Origin of the sequence: Altererythrobacter sp., from assembly GCF_050299635.1 — a bacterium.
In the GTDB taxonomy this organism is placed as follows: Bacteria; Pseudomonadota; Alphaproteobacteria; order Sphingomonadales; family Sphingomonadaceae; genus Erythrobacter.
In genome coordinates, this window is the sequence record NZ_JBNKWF010000019.1 from 1 (window position 1) to 20,695 (window position 20,695).

Consider the following 20,695-nt stretch of genomic DNA (forward strand, 5'->3'; position numbering starts at 1 on the left):
ACGCACACGATCTGTTCGGCGTGATCGGCACCGCTTCGTAAGGCCTAAGCCCAGTCACCATCCGACACCCGTCGTTCTCGCCGACATAATGAATTGGTATGCGCGGTGATGGCTCTTGAAACGCGTCCTTGCTAGGTGCGGTGTTGCAATGCACAACAGAAGGCACGGCAAACTGAAGGGCGAGACCTGCAATGAGCTTTACTGCTGACAGACTGCTGTTATTCGGCGCGACCGGCGATCTGGCGCAGCGTATGCTGCTGCCTTCGCTTTGCGCGCTCGATGCAGATGAGCTGCTGCATGACGATCTGCAGATCGTCGGCACTGCACGCTCCGCGCTGACCGACGCCGAGTTTCGCAACTTTGCACGCGAAGCGCTGGAGAAGTACCTGCCAGCAGACAGGCGCGGCGGCATGGCCGATTTCCTCAACCGGCTGCATTACCAACAGCTCGATGCGACAACGCTGGAAGGCTACAAGGAACTTGCCGCGAAGGTTGGCGAGCCCAAGCACGGGCTGGCGATCTTCCTGTCCACGGCACCCAGCCTGTTCGAACCAACGATCAAGGGTCTCAAGCACGCCGGGCTTGATGGCGACAATGTGCGCATGTGCCTGGAAAAGCCGCTCGGCATCGATCTGGGATCGAGCTGCGAAATCAACGATGCCGTTGCGGGAGCTTTCCCGGAAGAGCGGATTTTCCGCATCGATCACTATCTGGGCAAGGAAACGGTCCAGAACCTGCTGGCGCTGCGTTTCGCCAATATCCTGTTCGAGCCGATCTGGAACTCCAATTATATCGAGCATGTCCAGATCACCGTCGCGGAGACGGTCGGGCTGGAAGGCCGCGTGGCCTTTTACGACGATGCAGGCGCTTTGCGCGATATGGTGCAGAACCATATGCTCCAGCTTCTGTCGCTGGTCGCGATGGAGCCGCCTACGAGTTTCGATTCCACCGCCGTGCGCGACGAAAAGGTGAAGGTGCTGCGCGCACTGCGCCACGTCGAGAAGGGCGAGACGGTGACCGGGCAGTATCGCGCCGGTGCGATCGGCGGCCAGGCGGTGCCTGGCTATGACGAGGAACTGGGCAAGGATTCGGACACCGAAACCTTCGTCGCGATCAAAAGCCATGTCGACAATTGGCGCTGGAAGGGCGTGCCCTTCTACTTGCGCACCGGCAAGCGGCTGCCCGAACGCGTGACCGAAATTGTGGTGCAATTCCGTTGCATCCCGCATTCGATCTTCGCCGGCAAGGGAGCATCTGTGCAGCCCAATCGGCTGGTGATCGGAATACAACCCGAAGAAAATATCTCGCTATCGCTCATGGCCAAGGTGCCGGGGCTGGACCGTGAAGGCATCCGCCTGCGTCAGGTCCCGCTCGACATCGCGATGCCCGATGCCTTCGTCGGCCTGCACAAACGCATCGCCTACGAGCGCTTGCTGCTGGACCTGATCGAAGGCGATCAGACGCTGTTCGTCCGCCGCGACGAGGTCGAAGCGCAATGGCACTGGATCGATGCGATCCGCGAAGCATGGCTTGAGGAAGACCTCAAGCCGAAGACCTATACGGCAGGGACCTGGGGACCGAGTGCGTCGATTGCCCTGACCGAACGCGATGGAGTGAGCTGGCACGATGAGTGATCTCAACCCGGTCATTGCCAATGTTACCGAGCGGGTGATCGAACGTTCGCGCGCGAGCCGCCAGGCCTATCTCGACCTGATGGATCGCGAAGCCGATCGCGGGCCCGATCGACGTCAGGTCTCGTGCTCCAACCTCGCCCATGCCTTTGCCGGCGCGGTCGAGGACCAGGAAGCGCTCAAGGCAGCGCGCGGGCCGAATATCGGCATCGTCAGTTCCTATAACGACATGCTCAGCGCCCATCAGCCCTATGGCCGCTACCCGGATCGGATGAAGATCTATGCCCGCGAAGTCGGAGCCACCGCGCAGGTCGCGGGCGGCACGCCGGCCATGTGCGACGGCGTGACTCAGGGCGAAGACGGGATGGAGCTCTCGCTTTTCAGTCGCGACGTTATTGCGCTTTCGACCGGCGTTGCGCTCAGCCATGCGATGTATGACGGGGTCGCGTGCCTCGGCATTTGCGACAAGATCGTGCCCGGCCTGGTAATGGGCGCACTACGCTTCGGCCATCTGCCCGCGATTTTCGTTCCTTCCGGCCCGATGCCCAGCGGTGTCGCCAACAAGGAAAAGCAGCGCGTTCGCCAGCTTTATGCCGAAGGCAAGGTCGGGCGCGAGGAGCTGCTCGCAAGCGAAATGGGCAGCTACCACTCGCCCGGCACCTGCACTTTCTATGGCACCGCCAATTCGAACCAGATGATGATGGAGATGATGGGTCTCCACATTCCCGGCGCGGCATTCGTCCAGCCCGGCACCAAGCTGCGCCAGGCGCTTGACCGCAAGGCCGTGCATCGGTTGGCCGAGCTGTCGGGGACACGCGAGAAGACGCTCGCCCGCTGCGTCGATGAGAAAGCGATCGTCAATGCCGCGATCGGCCTGCTCGCGACCGGCGGATCGACCAACCATGCGATCCACATTCCGGCCATGGCGCGCGCCGCCGGAATAATCTTCGACTGGGACGATCTGTCCGAACTCTCAAGCGCTGTCCCGTTGATCGCGCGAGTCTATCCCAACGGCCCCGGCGACGTGAACCACTTCCAGGATGCAGGCGGCATGGGTTATGTCATCGGCTCGCTGCTCGAGGAAGGACTGTGCCACCGCGATGTGGCGACGGTGAGCGACGGCGATCTGTCGGACTATGCTCTCGAACCGGGCCTGGGCGAGGATGATACGCTACTCTGGCGCGAAGTTGGTGAAAGCGGAGACAGCGACATGTTGCGCCCCGCAGGCGCACCGTTCCAGCCGGACGGCGGGATGCGGCTCGTCACCGGCAATCTCGGTCGCGGCTGCTTCAAGGCCTCGGCAGTCGAAAAGGAACGCTGGACGGTTGAGGCCCCGTGCCGCGTTTTCCAAAGTCAGGCCGATGTCGTCGACGCCTTCAAGGCGGGCGAGCTGGAGAAGGACGTGGTCGTGGTCGTGCGATTCCAGGGGCCGCGCGCCAACGGGATGCCCGAACTGCACAAGCTGACTCCGATCCTGGGTGTGCTGCAGGACCGCGGATATCGCGTGGCACTGGTCACCGATGGCCGCATGTCGGGCGCATCGGGCAAGGTCCCTGCAGCGATCCATGTCACACCCGAAGCGCTGGGCGGCGGGCCGCTCAGCAAGCTTCAGGATGGTGACGTGGTGCGCCTGTGCGCGGAAACGGGCGTGCTTTCGACCGATGCCGATCTCGGCGTGCGAGAAGCGGTGCCTGACCCCGAACCGGCGGCGGGCGTTGGGCGCGAGCTCTTCGCCATGCTTCGTATCGGGGCCGACAGCGCCGAAAAGGGCGGCAGCGCCATGCTCGCCTCAGCGGGGCTTTGACGGATATGAGCGCCACCGAACTGGTCAGCGTAGATATCGGCGGAACACATGCCCGCTTCGCCATCGCCACGGTGGCGGATGACGGGGCGATCAGCCTGAGCGAGCCGGAAACGCTCCACACAGAAGACCACGCCAGCTTCCAGACTGCTTGGGAGGATTTTCGCAGCCGCGCGGGCGGAACATTGCCGCCGCGCGTGAGTATCGCGATCGCCGGGCCGGTCGATCGCGAAGTGATCCGGTTCACCAACAATCCGTGGATCATCCGCCCAGCCCTGATCCCGTCCAAGCTTGGCGTCGAGCAGTTCACTGTGGTCAATGATTTCGAAGCGGTCGCTCATGCCGTGGCACGCGCGCCCGATGACCAGTTCCTGCACCTTGCCGGTCCCAAGCAGCCGCTCGCCCAAGAAGGAACGATCAGCGTACTCGGGCCAGGCACGGGATTGGGCGTGGCGCACCTATGGCGCTCAGACGACAGCTACCGCGTCACCGCGACCGAAGGCGGGCATATCGACTTCGCTCCGCTCGACCAGATCGAGGATGCGATCCTTGCGCGCCTCAGGAAGCGGCACAATCGCGTCTCGATCGAGCGCGTGGTGGCTGGCCCGGCGATCGTCGATATCTACCAGACACTGGCTGCCATGGAGCACCGCACCGTTGCCGAGGAAGATGATATCGCGATCTGGACTCGCGGCATAGGCGGAGGGGACTCGCTTGCCGCAGCTGCGGTGGACCGTTTCTGCCTTTCGCTCGGCAGCGTGGCCGGTGACATTGCACTGGCGCAAGGCGGCTTCGGCGGCGTCGTGATCGCGGGTGGGCTCGGCTACCGCCTGCGCGACCATCTGCCCACGTCCGGCTTTGCCGAACGCTTTCGTGCCAAGGGCCGCTTCGCCGACCTGATGGCGTCGATCCCCGTGAAGCTCATCACCCATCCGCAACCGGGCCTGTTCGGCGCCGCTGCCGCCTTTGCCAAGGAGCATATTACTTGAGCGATATCGAAACCATCATGCGCATGGCCCCGGTGATCCCGGTGATCGTGGTCGACGAAGTCGAACACGCCGTGCCGCTGGCCGAAGCGCTCGTCGCTGGCGGATTGCGCGTGCTTGAGGTGACGATGCGCACGCCAGCGGCCCTGCCCGCAATCGCGGCGATGAAGCAAGTGCCCGGTGCAGTCGTGGGTGCAGGAACGGTAACCAACCCTGATGAGCTGGAAGATGCGCTCACGGCCGGATCCGAGTTCATCGTTTCGCCCGGCCTTACCGAACCGCTTGCCCGCGCCTGCATCGGCGCGCAGGTCCCGTTCCTGCCCGGCATCGCCAATGCCAGCGACATCATGCGCGGGCTCGACCTGGGGCTGCGGCATTTCAAGTTCTTCCCTGCCATGGCGGCGGGCGGGCTACCGGCATTGAAGGCACTTGCTGCCCCGTTCGGACAATGCCTGTTCTGCCCTACAGGCGGGATCGGACCTGACAATGCCGGTGAATGGCTCGCTTTTCCGCCGGTACTCTGCGTGGGGGGAAGCTGGGTTGCGCCGCGCGGGGCACCCGATACGCATAAGATCGAAACACTCGCGCGAGAAGCTTCGGGAATGCGGCCATGAAGACAGTCGCCGACCTCAACGAGCGACTTAGTATCCATCACCAGCGGACGCGGGAAACGCCGCTTTTCAATCCGGTTTTCCAGCTGGGCCTGGATCTTTCGCGCGAACTGGAGGGTGGCGAGATCGATCTCGACGGGATCGAAGCGCTGGTGGCCGAGCTTGAATGCGACAGCATGCAAAGCCGTGCATCGCGCCTCAGACGGCTCGTCGCTCCGGTCGATCCGGCAGAGAACCAGGCGACGCTCGCCAATGCGCTTTCCGCAGAAAGTGCTAGCAATTTCAAGGTATTCCAGCAGGCATGGGAGCGCCCGCAACTCCACGCCGTCTTCACTGCGCATCCCACCTTCCTGCTTACACCCGACCAGTCCGAAGCGGTCGCCCGCGAAGCTGGCAAACAGGGTGAGATCGGCACCGAAGTGTGCGTTGTGGGTACACAGCGCCCGCAGATCACGCTCGACTACGAGCATGACCGCGCCATGCGTGCGATCGGCAATGCGCAGGACGCGCGTGACGGGATCGTTAGCGAAGTGCTGGCTCATGCAGCCAAGCAGTGGCCCGACGAATGGCACGCTCTCGCACCTCTGCCGTTCCGCTTCGCCAGCTGGGTCGGTTACGACATGGACGGACGGACGGACATCAAGTGGTACGATTCGATCGGATTCCGTCTGGCCGAAAAGGTCGAGCGGCTGGAGCGCTACACGGCATCGCTCGAAGCAATCGACCCCGAACATGGGCTTCTGGGCGAGCTGCGCCCTGCACTTGAATATGCCCGCGCCCGCGCGCGCGATTTCGCCGCCGATCTGACCGATCCGGGCGCGCTGTCTTTGGCCGCAAACCGGCTGACGGCGAGCGATCCGCGCAAGCTCCTCTCTCTTGCCCCCTTCATCGACCGGCTCGAAGCCGAAGCGCGGGAGGTCGATACCGAACGCGCGATCCAGCTCAAGACGCTCGCCGCCGCGATGCGTGCCGACGGGCTGGGAATGGGCTGGATCCATTTCCGTGTGAACTCGAGCCAGCTTCACAACGCGATCCGCCGCCGGATCGATCCCGACAACACGCTCGACCTGACCAGCAAGGGCGCGATGGCAACCTTGCGCGAGCTTCTGGCCAGAGTGAAGCCGCTACGCAGCAATTTCGCTGCGCTGGCAATCGAGAGCTCCACTGCGATCCGCCAGTTCCTGGCGATGGCGCAAATACTGGCTCATGTGGATTCGGACGCACCGATCCGGATGTTGATCGCCGAATGCGAACAGCCATCCACCATCCTCGCTGCGCTCTATTTCGCTCGCCTGTTCGGGATCGAGGACAAGGTCGATGTCTCCCCGCTGTTCGAAACCGAAAGCGCGCTGGAACATGGTGGCCGCTTCCTCGATGCCCTGCTCTCCGAGGAAATCTACCGCGAATATGCCCGCAAGCGTGGCCGGTTGTGCATCCAGACGGGCTTTTCGGATGCGGGGCGTTTCGTTGGACAGATTCCGGCCAGCCTGGCGATCGAGCGCCTGCAAGGTCGGCTCAGCGAAGCGATGGAGTCCAACGGACTTACGGATGTTGCCGCACTGATCTTCAACACGCATGGCGAGAGCATGGGCCGCGGCGCGCATCCCGATTCTTTCGCCGACCGGCTCACATGGCCGCTTTCGCCCTGGGCCAAGCGCCGTTTCGTCCGCGCCGGGATCACGCTGGAACCCGAAGTGAGCTTTCAGGGCGGCGACGGCTATCTCTATTTCTCCACGCCAGAGCTCGCGCGCGCCACTCTGGGCCGGATCGTCGAGATCAGGCCCGCCGATACCGATACGGATGCGCCGACCGACCCCTTCTATCGCCGCACCGATCTGAGCCTTGATTTCTACCGTGCGATCCGTTCGCACCAGCGCGGGCATCTGGAAAGCAAGACCTATTCGCGCGCGGTCACGGCCTTCGGGTTGGGCCTGCTCAACGCCACGGGCAGCCGCGTATCCCGGCGGCAAAGCGACCTTAGCGCTGACCGGGACATGTCTTTGCGCCAGATCCGTGCGATTCCGCACAATGCGATCCTGCAACAGCTTGGCTATCCGGTAAATGTGATCGCCGGGATCGGCAGCGCTTCGGACGGTAATTACGAGGAACTGGCTGCGCTGCTGATGGAAAGCGAGCGCGGCCGGCAACTCCTGCGGCTGGTGCGCAGTTCCAATGCTCTTGCCAGCATCAAGACAGTCGCCGCCTATGGCGAGCTGTTCAACAGCGCATATTGGGCCAGCCGCCCCTATCGCGGGACGGAGAGCCATCTGTCGGACGCCTGCCAGGCGCTGGCCGAATATCTTACCAAGGATGACCGCACCGGCGTTTATCGCAGGCTCGCCTCGCGTCTGCGGATCGATGCACTCAAGCTGCACCGCCTGCTGGCACTGGTGCCCGATGAAGCACCGCTGGAGGACCGCGAACATGTGCGCCGTGTAATCGGCGCTGCGCAGGCACTCAGGCTGGCGCTGCTGCAATATATGTTTCTGCGCGCCGTTTCGATTCCCGCTTTCAGCCGCGCCAACGACATCAGCCGCGACGACGTGCTGGAGATGGTCTTCACGCTGCGGATCGACGATGCGCTGGCACAATTGCGCCGCGCCTATCCCACCGACTATCCGCAGATCACCGACTTTGCGGTCGATGCGCCGAGCGACTATCCCGATGACGACGATGAAGGCTACAGCCAGATCCGGCGCGACTATATCGATCCCATCGAGCGCGCCTATGGCCTGGTCCTGCGGCTCTCGACTGCCATCGCCAATGAGTTCGGCGCACACGGCTGACTCTGGATCGCCACGTCGCTGTTGTTAACTTTTGGCCGCCGCGCGTCTCGCCAAGGGACGCAGAGCGGCAACTAACTGGCGACTCACTGCAATTTACGACATATTGCGCTGCATGAAGACAGCCACGCAATATGCCCGGATCGTACTCACCGCCACATTGGCGATCTTCGGCGGCAGTTCCATGGCCGGTGCGCAGGCCCCGATCGAAGCGCAGCTTTCTGGCAGACAGGCGGCGATTGCAGTCGATCCGGCAGCGTTGCAACCTGCAGCGAGCGAACTGACCGTGACCGCCCCGGATGGTTCGCCGACAGAGGCTTCGATCGCTGCACCGCAGGTGGTTTCCGAGCCCGTGATACAGGCAGTTCCGCCGCAGCCTGGCAATCTTGCGACAAGGCCGGGCGAGCGGTCCAATGACGCTTTCGTCATCAAGCGCATCCTGCCGATCGACGGCCCGATCAAATATGGCGAATGGTTCTGGGACGATGAGGGCGTGCCACCCGGCAAGCTGGTGGTGACGGTGGATCTGGATGCACGCGTCATTTCGGTTTTCCGCAACGGCTATGAAATCGGCGCCGCTGCTGTCTTGCTCGGCACGGAAGATCATCCCACGCCGCTCGGCACATTCCCGATCCTGACCAAGGAACGGCACAATGTGTCGGAAAAATACGACAATGCTCCGATGCCCTGGACGCTGCGGCTGACCTGGGACGGAATCGCCATTCATGGCGGATCAGAAATTCAGAACGGTTATGCCAGCCACGGCTGCATATCGGTGCCCGATCCCTTCGCGGCCCGGCTGTTCGATATCGCCAGGCGCGGCGACAAAGTAGTGATCACGCGCGGCAAGATGATCGGATTGGGGGATTCGATCATCTAGGGTCAGTATCCCCTGGCCCCTAAAGCCGCAGCGTCGTGCTGCGGCGCGACCGAGGCACTGGAGCCAAAGCTAATGCCTCGGAGGTTCGCGCCGCAGCACCCAGCCTTCTTTCCCGGACTTTGCCAGCACGCCCGCGAGATTGCCGCCCTCGCCTCGCTCAAGCGCGTCGAGCAGCGCAGCAACCTGCGAGCCGCGCGGCAGTTCCCCACCCAGTTCTGCGATTGCGCGGGTCAGAATGCGTTGCCTTGTCATGCGCAGGCCATCCGCGCTGGGCTGATAGGTAACCTGATCGCCAACAAATGTGACGCAGGTCTTCCATTCCCGCTGCGCCAAAACGGCCAGCTCCGTATCGAGCTCCTGCAGGTGCGAGGCACTTTGCGCGATGGCCGAAATATCTAGCCAATCCGCTTTGGCCAGAGCCTTGCGGATCCGTACCCGGTCGAATTCCTCATTTGCGTTCGATGGATCAAGCACCGGTTCGATTCCGCAAGCGTGCACCAGATCTTCCAGCTCGACCTTGCGCCAGCCGAGCAGCGGCCGGATCAGCCTGCCGCCATGACCGGCGATCACGGTATCGGCGCGAATGCCCGCGAGACCGCTCAACCCGCTGCCCCGGTTGAGCCGCATCACGAGAGTTTCCGCCTGATCGTCTGCATGATGCGCCGTAGCGATTGCGCCCAGCCCTTCGATATCGAGCCATGCTCCGAGTGCGCGATAGCGCGCGGCACGCGCATTGGCCTGCAGATTGCCGGGTGGCACATCCACCGTCAGAACTTCGTGCGGCACATCCAATTCCTGGCAAAGCGATGCGACGAACGCCGCCTCTTGCGCGCTCTCCGGCCGCAAGCCGTGATCGACTGTTGCCGCTGAAACTTTGCCGGGCATGGCAGCCTGGGCCAGCAGGAGCAGCGCCAGGCTGTCCGGCCCGCCCGAAACGGCCACGCCCAATCGACCGGATTCGGCCTGCAGCCGTTCCAGTTCAACGCGGAACCGCGCGATCAGATCGGGAGAGAGCGTCCTATCAATTGCAGCGCACTTTCTGGCGGTTCGCCTCATACTGGTCCTGCAGCCGCCCGGCAGCAAGCGCGGGATAGGTCTCGCTGAACTCGGCCAGGGCGATGCAGGCGCGATTGGTGTCTTCCAGCGCAATCATGGCTTCGGCCAGATAGAGCAGGCTGTCACCCGCACGCGCGCCCTGCTTGTCCGTCTGGTAATTGCGCAGGAACCAGGGCGCGGCCTCGCGCGGCTTGCCATCGTCAAGATAAGCGCGGCCCAGCAGGTTGCGGCCATAGGTAATGCGCCAATGGCTGGGATATTTCTCAACGAACAGGCTCAATTGCTGCTCGGCCTCGGGATAGAAACCCGCCTTCCACAAGCGGTAGCCATAGGAATATTCATCATCCGCCGGATCGTCAGTTTGCGGCTTGGCGATCGCTTGCACCGCGGCCAGCCGTTCAGCGCTGGGTCCGGCAGGCTGCGAAACGGGCTTGGTGGGCACTTCCTTGACGGCTTCCGATGCACCGCCGGTCATTGCGGACAGGTTGGTTTCAGCGGCGCTCGGCGGTGTATCTTCGACCGGCGGTTCGGGCACAACCTCAGGCTTCGGCTCCAGTGCAGTCAGTCGCGCCTCGATGCCTGCGATGGCATTGGTATTCTCTTCGCTTCGCGCAGTCAGCCGCTGCAACTGGGTTTCGATCGCGTCGAGCCGCGCGAGGATGTCAGTCACCGCAGTGCTGGAGGGCGTGCTCGGCCCGCTGGCGGTTTGCCCACCGGCGCTGATTTCGGGAGTGAAGAATCGTTCATCGCCGCCAGGGAATACTTTGCGCTGCAAGGCGCGCACTTCCGCTTCGATCTTGCGCAGGCGCGCTTCGGACGTTCCGTCCTGCGCCAGTGCCGGAACGGGCGTCGAAAGCACCACGCATGCCGCAAGTGCCGGGGCCAGTATGCGGGGGATCCGTGAAGACATGCTGCCTGAACTCCTCAGTTTCTGCCATCCGGCACCAGGCCGGGCCTACAGACGGGCGTTAACCACGCCAGCCTGAACTACAGGCGAATCTGTGCCCAAGGCGAGCTTCCAAGTCGAGCCGACACCTGCGCAAAATGGTGCAAAATTGTCAGTTGACCGATGGCGTGGAGTTCGGATCGCCGGTCTGATCGGATCGGGCCATCAGCGCTTCAGCGGAAATGGCGACATCGCGCATGACGAAATCGTCGTCTGCCAGCTTGGGCACCGGGTGCCCGTCGATCGTGATGGCAAAGGCATCGGGGCGCCCGGTCCATATCTGCGGACTCTGCGCATCCGAGGGGATTTCGAACCGCTCACCGCTGGCCATCTGCTTTTCGAGCAGACGGTTTCCATTGGCGTCATAGAAACGAACCCAGACACCTTCTTCGAGGGCGGTGAACACCACCTGCCCATCTCCGGGCCTTGCCGTAGTGGCCGAGGCCGTGGCCGTGGCTGCATCAGGCGCGGAAACATCGGTCATGCCGCTCATCTGTTGTGGCGGCGGTGCGTCGGGTTGAAGCGGATCGGGACCTTTGCCGATCCCGAAGTAGCTGGAATAGAACGCCACTGCGCCTGCAAACAGGATGATCGCGGCGATCCCTCCCGCCCAGGCCAGGCCGGCGGAAGGCACCTTGGCCGGATCGCCCGGCTCGAAACTCGCCCCGCGCTCGGGCCGACTTTCCTCATACTCCGCCATCTCGGCGCGAACCTCGGACGCCAGCGCAACATCATCGAGACCGACCATGCGGGCATAGGTGCGGGTGAACCCGATTGCATAGGTGCGCGCGGGAAGCTCGTTAAAAGCGCTCCGTTCGATAACTTCGAGATGCCTCTGGGGGATGCGCGTTTCAGCCGCGACCTGCTCAAGGTCTAGACCCTTCGCTTCGCGAGCACGTCGCAGCTTGCTGCCGACATTCTCCATCGGCAGCTCTTGCGCTACCTCTTGCTGTTCTTCCACCATACCTCAACTCGCGACCCAAATCGTATTTGACTGCAGAAGATCGGTCTGCGGCTCGGCTGTCAAGCAATCCGACAGGTGTGAATCATCCCAAAGCGACGAAATGGCTTACAGTCGCGGTCAAACAGCACCCATCCCCGCTATTCGAAGTCAATATCCCGTTCGCTCGCCCATTCCTGCAGTTCGTGGCGCAGATCGACCGTGGGTGAAGAAAGCCACCCGTTCATGGCCGCAGTAATCTCTTCCAGTTCGACCTTGCGGATCAGTTCCTTGATCGGGCCGACCGCAGCCGGAGTGATCGAGAAACGCCGAAATCCGAGCCCAAGCAACGCGAGGGCTTCCAGCCGGCGGCCGCCCATCTCGCCACAGACACCCAAATCGACCTCCTGCCCGGCAACATTTTGCACCACACGGCGCAGGAAGCGCAGAATCGAATGGCTGAGCCAGTCATACCGAACCGCCAGCTTGGGATTGGCGCGATCGGCCGCGAGCAGGAACTGTGTGAGATCGTTGGTCCCGACCGAAATGAACGACAACTTCGGGATCAGCAAATCGAGCACCTCGGCCAAGGAGGGCACTTCCAGCATCGCTCCATAGCGGATCGCCTCTGGCAAGACTTTCTTGCGCGTCTTGAGATATTGCAACTGTTCGTCAAACACGGCCTTGGCTGCGTCGAACTCCCAGGGCTCCGACACCATCGGGAACATTACGTTCAGAGTGTGTCCACCTGCAGCCTCCAGCAGCGCCCGCGCCTGCGCGCGCAACAGCCCTTCGCGCTCAAGCGCCAGGCGCAGCGCACGCCAGCCCATCGAGGGGTTTTCGTCGAGCGCGGCGTCCTCGTCGCGCAAATAGGGTACAGCCTTGTCGCCGCCGATATCGACCGTACGGAAGATCACCGGCTTGTCGCCCGCCGCCTCCAGCACATCGCGATAGAGCCGCGTCTGCTTCTCGCGCTGGGGCAGTGTCGCCGATACAAGAAACTGGAACTCCGTGCGGAACAGCCCGATACCGTCAGCCCCGGTCATCGCCAGCGCGCTGACATCGTCTCGCAGCCCGGCATTGATCATCACCTGGATCCGCGTTCCACAGCGGGTAAAGGGCTCGACGTCGCGCAGCTCGGCATAGACGGCCTGCTTCTCGCGAGTACGGGCGAAGCGCGTGTCGAAGGCGTCGGCAATCTGCTGCGAAGGACGGATCGTGGCCGTTCCCGCATCGGCATCGAGCAGGACTTCGTCGCCCTCGCGCACCAGCCCGCGCAAACCACGTGCGCGGCCCAGCACCGGGATGCCCATTGCACGCGCCACGATAACCACATGCGCAGTGAGCGATCCTTCCTCGAGGATCACTCCCTTGAGCCGGCGCCGATCATATTCGAGCAGTTCGGCCGGGCCCAGATTGCGCGCGATCAGGATCGTGTCGCGCCGCAGGCCCTGGCTCGCCGCCGTCCCCAACTGGCCCGAAACGATCCGCAGCAAGCGGTTGGCGAGGTCTTCCAGATCGTGCATCCGGTCCGCCAGCAGCGGATCGTCAATCTCCCGCATGCGCATACGGGTGCGTTGCTGGACCCGTTCGATCGCCGCTTCGGCAGTGAGGCCGGAGTCGATCGCTTCGTTGATGCGGCGCGACCAGCCTTCGTCATAGGCGAACATCTTGTAGGTCTCGAGCACTTCTTCATGCTCGCCGCCAACGCCGAATTCGGCCTGGCTCGCCATATTGTCGATCTGCTCGCGCATCTTGTCGAAGGCGCGATAGACCCGCTGGCGTTCGGCTTCGATATCGTCGGCCACGACCTGGACGATTTCGACCCTTGGCTGGTGGAACACGGCCTGGCCCGCTGCCAGGCCCTTTACCAGCGCCAGTCCGTTGACAACCTGCGTGCCATTATGTCCGTCGCCGGTCGACCCGGCCTCCACTTCGTCGATCAGCTCTGCATTGGCGATGAGTTCGGACAGTACCATCGCAGTCGTCTGAAGCGCTTCGATCTCGATATCTTCGTAGCGGCGCGGATCGACATGCTGGACGATCAGCGCACCCACTGCACGTTCGCGATAGACGATTGGCACGCCGGCGAAGGAGTGGAACTTCTCCTCGCCCGTCTCTGGACGATATTCAAAGTCCGGATGGGCCTTCGCTTCGGCCAGGTTGAGCGTTTCGATATTCTGCGCAATCGTGCCGGTCAGGCCCTCGCCCACCGCCATCCGGGTCACGTGGACAGCGCTCTTGTTCAAGCCTCGCGTAGCGTAAAGCTCCAGCATCCCCTCGCGCAGGAGGTAGATCGAGCAAACTTCGCTATCGAGCGCCTCACCGACAATGTCGACCACAGCGTCCAGCTTGCCTTGCGCATGCATGCGCGAAGCCATCACCTCGTGCAGGCGGACAAGAATCTGGCGGGCAGATGCGGCAGCTGTCATGATCTCAACCGCCTATAGCAGTGTTTGGTAAAAGCAAAATGCACACCCTGCCGCCAGACCGGCGGCCGCAAGGGTCGGGTAGAGCCGGCACGCGACCGGCAGGGTCGGAGCGCAAACCGGTTCCCGGCGCCGCAGAGGCTCCGAAAGGTTTGCGGCTTGGAGCGCGGTCAGGCCTGTTGAAGCTCTTCCTTGATAATCAGCTTGCGCTTCTTGAGCTCCTGGATCGTCGCTGCGTTGGGCGCCGGCCTGTTCATCTCGTCATGAAGCAGAGCCTCGAGCCGATCATGTTTGGACTGTAGCGCGTGAACGTGGGACGATTCCATTTGGGTCTCCTTTCGCGGTGCGGCCCCGGCGAGACGACTCGTCCAGCGCGGACAGGCCGCGAATTGTCATAAAACCACAACGATCCTATCTTGGGAAGGTCTATGAGGATTCTATCGATACATGCGCTAAAGGATGCGCCGAATCGTTGTGTCAGGGAGCAAGGTGCTTGAACGAGCAAGAGCTGCAAAAGAGGCTGGAATTGCTCAAGACAGAGCATCGGGACCTGGACGCCGCGATCGCGGCATTGGTGGGTGCCGGTTCGACCGACCAGCTCCAGATTGCGCGACTCAAGAAACGCAAGCTCAAGCTGAGGGACCAGATCTCGTTGATCGAGGATTACCTGCTGCCTGACATCATCGCCTGACGGAATCTCCCTTCAGGGCACTCTTCGTATAACGTTTGCGACAATTGCGTTTCAGTCTGGGACACGGGTGCGGTTCCCGCTGGAAAAGATGGTTGCCAAGCTGGTGCCGCGCCAATCGAAGGACTACCCAAACTGCCGTTATGGCAAGGCCGAACAACCTCTCGCAGCCGATCATCGAATCGCTCTATACCGAAGCGCTTGTGCTCGCAGACGAAGTGCGTGCAGTCTTCGCATTGGGTCTGGACAGCAGCCTGCAGGGGGCGAGCGATGCGCTCCGTCTCGCGCTTTCGAGCGAAGGGCTGAAAGCGACGACGCGCATGATGCATGTGCTGGCATGGTTGCTGAACCAGCGTGCCTATTTCTCCGGTGACCTGACGGAAAACCAGCTTCGCAAGCACAGCGAATTGCCGAAGGACCGCGAGTCGAGCGAGGAAGACATGGCCTTGCTGGAAGATGCGACGCGCGAGCTGATCGAGGATACGATGCGGCTACATCGCCGTATCGCGCGGCTCGACTCTGCATGGCGCGATGGTTTCGAGGCGCAGCCTTACGTGCGGGCGTTGCACGAACGGATCGGGCGAGCCATGATTGAGCGAGAGATGCAGCGGCCCTCCTCGCACCAAGGTCGACGGCTGGGTTAAACGGCCCTGGTTCAGGCAGCGGCGAGAGCTTCGCGCCAGCGAGCCAGCCGTTCCTGCCGGACCGCATCATTCATTTCGGGCGTAAACTGGCTCAACTCTCCGCGCATTGCAGCAGCGGCGGTTTCCAGATCGGGATGAAGCCCGGCGCCTGTTGCCGCCAACATGGCCGCGCCGAGCGCAGTTGTCTCCACGAAGCTGGGCCGCTCGACAGTCAGGTCGAGAATATTGGCGAGATCCTGCGCCATCCAGTCGTTCGCGCTCATCCCGCCATCGATCTTCAGGCTTTGCCAGGGCGCGCCATCGGCGGCAAAGGCTTCGGCCAGATCGTGGGTTTGATGCGCCATAGCTTCCAGTGCTGCGCGCGCCAGTTCGGCCTTGCCGCTGGCGAAACTCAACCCCGAAATCACGCCGCGCGCGTCGGCGCGCCAATGCGGCGCGCCCAGCCCGGCGAGCGCCGGAACGATGGTCACTCCGCCTGTATCGTCGATCGACCGGGCAAGCTCCTCCGTCTGCGCGGCGACATCAACGATGCCGAGCGAATCGCGCAGCCATTGCACCAGGCTGCCCGCAACGAAGACGGAACCTTCCAGCGCATAGGTCCGCTCGCCACCGATCTGGCAGAGCACCGTGCCAAGCAGCCGGTTTTCCGACGATGGCAGCGCGCTACCCTTATTGGTCAGCACGAATGCGCCGGTGCCGTAAGTCGCCTTGGTTTCGCCCGGCGCAAGGCAGGCTTGGCCGATGGTCGCCGCCTGCTGATCGCCCGCGAGCCCGGTGATCGGGATAGCGCGGCCAAGCCATTCGGGGTTCGAAACGCCAAGCTCGCCTGCATTGTCGATGACCTCAGGCAACGCGCCGATAGGCACACCGAACAGTTCCGCAAGGCCGGTGTCGAACTGCTTGCCACCAAGCTCCAGCAGCAGCGTACGGCTGGCATTGCTCGCGTCGGAAAGATGCGCCCCGCCAGTGAGCTTGTAGATCAGCCAGCTTTCAACAGTTCCGAAGGCGAGCCTGCCCGCTTCGGCGGCACTCTTCACCTCGTCGCCATGCTCGAGCAGCCAGCGCATCTTGGTGCCCGAGAAATAGGGATCGAGCAGCAGGCCAGTGCGTCGCTGCACTTCCAGCTCGTGCCCCGCCTCGCGCAATGTCGCGCAGAAATCCGCGGTCCGGCGGTCCTGCCACACGATTGCGCGGGATAGCGGCTCGCCGCTCTGCCGGTCCCAGGCAACCACCGTCTCGCGTTGATTGGTAATTCCGATCGCGGCAATCCGGTCTGCGCCGCCCGCCTTTTCAACTGCCTCGCGCGCGCAAGCCAGCGTCCGCTCCCAGATTTCACCGGCGTCATGCTCTACCCAACCTGCGCGCGGGTAATGCTGCGTGATTTCCTGCTGGGCGCTGCCGTGGAAGCGCCCGTCCGGGCCGAACAGCATCGCGCGGGTCGAGGTAGTTCCTTCATCGAGAACCAGAATCAGCTCTGACATTAACCCTCCCTTGGGCGGCAACTCTGCCACAACACGCGCCATCTCGCGTTTGGCCTTGGGGTGACTTCTGCCAGCTTCATCTCCATATGCAAGATATGGCTATTCCGCCCAAACCCTGGCCCACCGGCATTGCCGAGCAATGCGAGGCATTGGTGCGGCGCGTGCTTGCACCCAACCCCTCGCCCTACACCTATACCGGCACACAGACCTATATCGTCGGCGCCGGCAAAGAGGTGGCGGTGATCGATCCGGGCCCTGCCGACGAAGCGCATCTCGATGCGATCCTGCAGGCGGTGGGCGAGGCCAGGGTAACAGCGATCATGTGCACCCATACTCACCGCGATCACTCGCCCGCCGCTGCGCCACTGGCCGAACGGACCGGAGCGCCCATCGTCGGTTGCGCACCGCTGGTGATCGAAACAACCCTGCCCCGTTCAGACGAAGCCTTCGACAGAAGCTACGCCCCCGACCGAGTGATGGAAGACGGCGAAGCCATGACCGGCCCCGGCTGGACCTTGCGCGCACTCCACACGCCCGGCCACACATCCAACCACCTCTGCTTCGCGCTGGAGGAATCGGGCGCGCTGTTCACTGGCGACCATGTCATGGGCTGGTCCACCAGCGTAGTCATTCCGCCCGATGGCGACATGGGCGATTATCTGAAAAGTCTTGAAAAGCTGCAGGTACGCGAGGACCATGTCTATTACTCCGCGCATGGCGATCCGATCACAAGGCCGCGCCAGCTTGTACGCGGGATGATCGGCCACCGCCGCCAGCGCGAGAACCAGATCCTGCGCCTGCTGGGCGAGCGCGCACGACCGATCCCCGACTTCATCCCCGAGATGTACAAAGGCCTCGACGAGCGACTGCACGGCGCTGCACAGATGAGCGTCAAGGCGCATCTGCTCGATCTCGAGAAGCGCGGCATGGTCGCAAGCGAGGACGACATCTGGCGAAGCACCTGATCGCCCCGGTGCATACGGGGAACGCGCAGGAGCTTCACATGGCGCAAGACAAATTGTATTAAGTCGCAATTGCGGTCGCTTGCAGAGGGGGACAAGCTCCATGGCTACAACGCCTGCCGCATTATTCACGCGCGAAAACAAGCTCTACAAGACGGTGGCACTCGCCCTTGCCGCGCTGATCCTGATAGCCTTCGGCCTATTCAACGGCCTGGGCATTACCGATTTGAGAGTGATGCCGCGAAGCGCATGGCTGCATGGCCTGATCATGTTTGCCTGGCTGGCGCTGTTCGTTGTGCAGAGCTTTCTGGGTACCGGGCGTAACCTGTCCCTGCACCGCAAACTGGGCTGGTTCGGCGCAGGCCTGGCGGTTGTGGCGGTTGCCACTGCATGGAATACCGGCTTCACCACCACCATGGTCGACCGCGTGCCGCCGGTTTTCTACCCTCCCTATTTCCTAGGTCTGAACCTGCTGACCCCGGTATTCTTTGCCGGGTTCATCACTGCCGCCATCTTGATGCGCAAGCGCACCGACTGGCATCGCCGCCTCATGCTCGGCGCAATATTGATCGTGACCGAACCGGCTCTCGGCCGCCTGACGATCATCTCGCTGCTCCTGGTGACAGGTGATCCGGCCAAAGCCATCGCACTGGCTGGGTCAAACCAATGGCTCGTCCCTACGATCGAGATGGTGGCGCAGCTTTCCATCGTCGGAATTGTCGCCTGGCGCGACCGTGCGGTTCGCGGCAGCGTTCACCCGGCGATATGGCTGGCCATGACGGGCGTTGCGCTCCTTTACGCGTCAATCTGGACGCTGGCCTCTGTTCCAGTCTTCGCGGACTATGTCTTCGCGCTGAAGGGAAGCGCGCTCTGAAACTTGGCATTCGCAATCCTGCACCGCATGCCTATATGGGAGCCAGCGGTAAATAACTGGATTGTTTGATGAGCGTTGAGACCAAGATTCCTTCCGGCACAGACCTGTTGGCCGAGATCGACCGGCTGCGCAAAGAGCGCAACGCGGTGATTTTGGCGCATTATTACCAGACGCCCGATATTCAGGACATTGCCGATTTCGTGGGCGATTCGCTGGAACTGAGCCGCAAGGCGGCGGCGACCGATGCCGATGTAATTGCCTTTTGCGGCGTCAAATTCATGGCAGATACCGCCAAGATTCTGAGCCCCGAGAAGATCGTGGTGCTGCCCGATATGGACGCAGGTTGCAGCCTGGAAGATTCCTGCCCGCCGGAAAAGTTCAAGGCTTTCCGCGCGGCGCATCCCGATCACATCGCGCTGACCTACATCAATTGCTCGACCGAAGTGAAAGCACTGAGCGACGTCATCGTCACCAGCTCGAGTGCGGAAACGATCCTGCAGCAGATCCCGCCCGAACAGAAGATCATCTTCGGGCCTGACCGGCACCTGGGCGGATACCTCAGCCGCAAGTTCAACCGCGAAATGCTGCTTTGGCCGGGCGTGTGCATCGTGCACGAGGCCTTCAGCGAGACCGAGCTGCTCAAGCTGAAGGAGCAATATCCCGGCGCCCCCGTGGCCGCGCATCCCGAATGCCCGCCATCGATCATCGACCATGCCGATCATGTCGGATCGACCAGTTCGATCCTGAAGTTCGCCAAGGAATTCGAAGGCGATACGCTGATCGTCGCGACCGAGCCGCATATCATGCACCAGATGGAAAAGGCGCTGCCGGAAAAGACCTTCATCGGTGCGCCGGGTGCAGACGGCAACTGCAGCTGCAACATCTGCCCCTATATGGCGCTTAACACGATGGAAAAGCTCTATGTCGCACTGCGCGATCTGGAGCCGCGGATCGAGATCGACGAGGATCTGCGCCTTGCCGCCAAGAAGAGCCTCGACAAGATGCTCGAAATGGCCAGTGGCACGGTCGGCAAGGGCGATCTGGGTAAGGTCTAGCGTTACCCGATCAGTCTCGCCGCATCCGTGCCACCACCAGCGCGCTGCCCAGCAGGACCATGCCCAAGACATCGAGCGGAGTCAGCACTTCGCCGAACACGCCGTAGCCATAGAGTGCGGCGACGGCGGGCTGTGTCAGCAGGGCCAGCCCGATTACCAGCGGCGGGAAATGGCGCAGGCTGAACACCAACAGGCCCTGCCCCATCAACTGGCTCAGGAAGGCGAGCGCGATCAGCGGCGCCCATGTGCCCCCTTCGCTGCCAGGCCACACCGGCTCGCCAAGCACCAGCGCAATCACCAGCAATACCGGGCAGGCAAAAATGCTGACCCAGACCAGCAGGCTCCATGACCCGATCGTCCCGCGCGCGTTCTGCAGTGTGATGAGATAGACCGCGTACAACATGCCCGCCGCCAGGCAGAACAGGTCGCCCAGCAGTGTTGCGATCGAGATGTCGAGGCTGCGGCCCATCAGGATTCCCGCCCCTCCCAGCGCGAAGACGATCGCAAGCCATTCCAGCCCGCGCGGTAGCGTACGCGCGACAATGAAGCCCCAGAACAGCAGGATGATGGATCCGGCATTTCCGAACAGCGTCGCGTTGCCGAGCCGCGTTCGCTCGATCCCGACATGCCAACTGGCGAGGTCGAGCGCAAAGGCACAGGCCCCCAGTGCCACAAAGAACAATGTGCGGCGGGGAATGCCGGTCAGCCTTTGCCCTGTCCTGCGCGCCAGCAAGGCCAGGAAAGGCAAGACCAGGAACAATCGCCAGAAGGCTGCGCTAACCGGTCCGCTGTCGGTCAACCGGACTGACCATGGCCCCAGCGCCAGCGCGACATTGCCAAGCAGGAGCGCCGCCAGCAGCAGCCAGCGCGGCCAAGTTGAGCTATCTCCCCTGCTCGCTTTTGTTGCGGTTGAAACTGTCACCAGCGC

General features: G+C 62.6%; 18 protein-coding genes. 11 read left to right on the top strand and 7 right to left on the bottom strand.

Features of this window, described 5'->3' with window-relative positions; all coding sequences use genetic code 11:
- The first annotated feature begins 191 nt into the window (after positions 1-191).
- From zwf to ACQY6C_RS10775, 6 genes are all read left to right on the top strand, one after another.
- Positions 192-1,634: a glucose-6-phosphate dehydrogenase gene (zwf, locus tag ACQY6C_RS10750; protein ID WP_427968580.1), complete on the top strand. Its 1,443-nt coding sequence runs from the start codon at positions 192-194 to the stop codon at positions 1,632-1,634.
- Positions 1,627-3,435 carry a phosphogluconate dehydratase gene (gene edd / locus ACQY6C_RS10755; RefSeq protein WP_427968582.1) on the top strand — a complete coding sequence of 603 codons (1,809 nt, stop codon included), beginning with the start codon at positions 1,627-1,629 and terminating at the stop codon, positions 3,433-3,435. The genes zwf and edd overlap by 8 nt, the downstream gene beginning before the upstream one ends.
- A 5-nt stretch (positions 3,436-3,440) precedes the next feature.
- Positions 3,441-4,421 (top strand): glucokinase, encoded by a 981-nt coding sequence (glk, locus tag ACQY6C_RS10760; RefSeq protein WP_427968584.1) that lies wholly within the window; start codon positions 3,441-3,443, stop codon positions 4,419-4,421.
- A gap of 17 nt (positions 4,422-4,438) precedes the next feature.
- On the top strand, positions 4,439-5,032 hold the full coding sequence (gene eda / locus ACQY6C_RS10765) for a bifunctional 4-hydroxy-2-oxoglutarate aldolase/2-dehydro-3-deoxy-phosphogluconate aldolase (RefSeq protein ID WP_427968688.1): 594 nt from the start codon (positions 4,439-4,441) through the stop codon (positions 5,030-5,032).
- A complete protein-coding gene (locus ACQY6C_RS10770; protein WP_427968586.1) occupies positions 5,029-7,815 on the top strand; it encodes a phosphoenolpyruvate carboxylase in 2,787 nt (928 codons plus the stop codon). The genes eda and ACQY6C_RS10770 overlap by 4 nt, the downstream gene beginning before the upstream one ends.
- 112 nt (positions 7,816-7,927) lie before the next feature.
- On the top strand, positions 7,928-8,692 hold the full coding sequence (locus tag ACQY6C_RS10775; protein WP_427968588.1) for a L,D-transpeptidase family protein: 765 nt from the start codon (positions 7,928-7,930) through the stop codon (positions 8,690-8,692).
- Positions 8,693-8,761: 69 nt separating this feature from the next.
- On the opposite strand, the gene tilS is transcribed toward ACQY6C_RS10775, so the two are convergent.
- The 5 genes from tilS to ACQY6C_RS10800 all read right to left on the bottom strand — a co-directional run bounded on the left by tilS (position 8,762) and on the right by ACQY6C_RS10800 (position 14,389).
- Positions 8,762-9,748, bottom strand: a complete 987-nt coding sequence (gene tilS / locus ACQY6C_RS10780; RefSeq protein ID WP_427968589.1) for a tRNA lysidine(34) synthetase TilS — start codon at positions 9,746-9,748, stop codon at positions 8,762-8,764.
- Positions 9,714-10,658 carry a tetratricopeptide repeat protein gene (locus ACQY6C_RS10785; RefSeq protein ID WP_427968591.1) on the bottom strand — a complete coding sequence of 315 codons (945 nt, stop codon included), beginning with the start codon at positions 10,656-10,658 and terminating at the stop codon, positions 9,714-9,716. The genes tilS and ACQY6C_RS10785 overlap by 35 nt, the downstream gene beginning before the upstream one ends.
- Positions 10,659-10,806: 148 nt before the next feature.
- Positions 10,807-11,658, bottom strand: a complete 852-nt coding sequence (locus tag ACQY6C_RS10790) for a helix-turn-helix domain-containing protein (RefSeq protein ID WP_427968593.1) — start codon at positions 11,656-11,658, stop codon at positions 10,807-10,809.
- Positions 11,659-11,795: 137 nt separating this feature from the next.
- Positions 11,796-14,066: a phosphoenolpyruvate--protein phosphotransferase gene (gene ptsP, locus ACQY6C_RS10795; RefSeq protein WP_427968595.1), complete on the bottom strand. Its 2,271-nt coding sequence runs from the start codon at positions 14,064-14,066 to the stop codon at positions 11,796-11,798.
- 167 nt (positions 14,067-14,233) lie between these two features.
- Positions 14,234-14,389 carry a YdcH family protein gene (locus tag ACQY6C_RS10800; RefSeq protein WP_427968597.1) on the bottom strand — a complete coding sequence of 52 codons (156 nt, stop codon included), beginning with the start codon at positions 14,387-14,389 and terminating at the stop codon, positions 14,234-14,236.
- Positions 14,390-14,556: 167 nt separating this feature from the next.
- Here ACQY6C_RS10800 and ACQY6C_RS10805 point away from each other — a divergent pair, with 167 nt between their 5' ends.
- Together ACQY6C_RS10805 and ACQY6C_RS10810 are read left to right on the top strand one after the other, a co-directional pair.
- Positions 14,557-14,754 (top strand): YdcH family protein, encoded by a 198-nt coding sequence (locus ACQY6C_RS10805; protein ID WP_427968599.1) that lies wholly within the window; start codon positions 14,557-14,559, stop codon positions 14,752-14,754.
- Positions 14,755-14,894: 140 nt separating this feature from the next.
- Positions 14,895-15,395: a DUF1465 family protein gene (locus ACQY6C_RS10810; RefSeq protein ID WP_427968601.1), complete on the top strand. Its 501-nt coding sequence runs from the start codon at positions 14,895-14,897 to the stop codon at positions 15,393-15,395.
- A gap of 11 nt (positions 15,396-15,406) precedes the next feature.
- Here the strand turns inward: ACQY6C_RS10810 and glpK are convergent, their stop codons facing one another.
- Positions 15,407-16,876 carry a glycerol kinase GlpK gene (glpK, locus tag ACQY6C_RS10815; RefSeq protein ID WP_427968603.1) on the bottom strand — a complete coding sequence of 490 codons (1,470 nt, stop codon included), beginning with the start codon at positions 16,874-16,876 and terminating at the stop codon, positions 15,407-15,409.
- An 86-nt stretch (positions 16,877-16,962) separates the two neighbouring features.
- On the opposite strand from glpK, the gene ACQY6C_RS10820 reads away from it, so the two are divergent.
- The 3 genes from ACQY6C_RS10820 to nadA all read left to right on the top strand — a co-directional run bounded on the left by ACQY6C_RS10820 (position 16,963) and on the right by nadA (position 19,767).
- Positions 16,963-17,841, top strand: a complete 879-nt coding sequence (locus ACQY6C_RS10820) for an MBL fold metallo-hydrolase (RefSeq protein ID WP_427968605.1) — start codon at positions 16,963-16,965, stop codon at positions 17,839-17,841.
- A gap of 100 nt (positions 17,842-17,941) precedes the next feature.
- A complete protein-coding gene (locus tag ACQY6C_RS10825; protein WP_427968607.1) occupies positions 17,942-18,712 on the top strand; it encodes a hypothetical protein in 771 nt (256 codons plus the stop codon).
- A 68-nt stretch (positions 18,713-18,780) separates the two neighbouring features.
- Positions 18,781-19,767 (top strand): quinolinate synthase NadA, encoded by a 987-nt coding sequence (gene nadA, locus ACQY6C_RS10830; RefSeq protein WP_427968608.1) that lies wholly within the window; start codon positions 18,781-18,783, stop codon positions 19,765-19,767.
- A 10-nt stretch (positions 19,768-19,777) separates the two neighbouring features.
- Here the strand turns inward: nadA and ACQY6C_RS10835 are convergent, their stop codons facing one another.
- Entirely contained in the window at positions 19,778-20,692 is a 915-nt protein-coding gene (locus ACQY6C_RS10835; RefSeq protein WP_427968690.1) for a DMT family transporter, read from the bottom strand.
- Positions 20,693-20,695: the final 3 nt, after the last annotated feature.